The sequence below is a fragment of the Actinotignum sp. usb-actsch-rep-73 genome (assembly GCF_059082735.1).
The window spans coordinates 1-944 of sequence record NZ_JBHNPV010000004.1 but is presented as its reverse complement, the minus strand read 5'-3'; the positions used below and the strand labels follow the sequence as shown (position 1 = coordinate 944).

Genomic DNA, 944 nt, shown 5'->3' with positions numbered 1-944 from the left:
CGATTCAGGATTCCTTGGCAGGCTCGCGGGCTCAAAAAGAATCTCGGGTGCGGATCGGCCTGCAAAATCTGCGACAAGGTAGATGCGGCGGCGTCGTTGGGCGAGGCCGAAATGTTGCGCATCGAGTACACGCCACGCAACCGAGCATCCGCCTGCCACGACGGTCCCAGCGTCGGCCCACCGCGTGTCAGGAACAGGCACGTCAGGGACGGACGGCGCGACGACCTGGATGAGGCTCGTGAGGACGGCGGCGAAATCCGCCCCTTGGTTGGAGGAGAAGGCTCCCGGCACGTTCTCCCAGACAGCAAATCGGGGATATTGGTCATTAGTCGCCTCCCTCATTTCCTTGATGATGCGAACAGCCTGAAAGAACAGGCCGGAACGTGAACCTGCCAGCCCGGTCTGCCGTCCTGCGACCGACAGGTCTTGGCACGGCGACCCGAACGAGATGATGTCCACCGGCTCGATCACGGTGCCGTCGATAGTGTTGACGTCGCCGAGGTGGGTGACCGCGGGCAGACGGGTGGTGGTGACGAGGATCGGAAACGGCTCCACCTCGGACGCCCAGACGGGGCGGATACCGACGTTGAGGGCGGCGAGTGGGAAGCCGCCCGACCCGTCAAACAGAGAGCCAAGCGTCAACGCGGTCATGTGGTGCCTCGATCCACTGCCTTCACGACATCCAGGTAGGCGAGCTGCTGGCTGTCGCGGAGACACGTGATTCCTGCGGCGTCTCCGGTGGCGTCGGCGTAGCGGCGCAGGATCACGGAGGCGTATTTTTCGTCGAGTTCCATGCAGTAGGCGATGCGGTCGGTTGCCTCAGCTGCCATGAGTGTGGAGCCTGAGCCTGCGAAGGTGTCGAGCACGATCGTGTTCGCCTGGGTGGAGTTCCCGATCGGATACGCCAACAAATCCAGCGGTTTGGAGGTGGGGTGGTTAGCGTT

At 63.1% G+C, this 944-nt stretch carries 2 protein-coding genes; both read right to left on the bottom strand.

Annotation, left to right across the window (positions count from 1 at the left end; genetic code table 11):
- The coding region (locus tag AC5RE1_RS00335) for a DNA cytosine methyltransferase (protein WP_493938180.1) at positions 1–651 on the bottom strand (651 nt) is incomplete at its 3' end.
- On the bottom strand, positions 648–944 hold a 297-nt coding region (locus AC5RE1_RS00330; RefSeq protein ID WP_493938179.1), incomplete at its 5' end, for a DNA methyltransferase. The genes AC5RE1_RS00330 and AC5RE1_RS00335, both read right to left, overlap by 4 nt.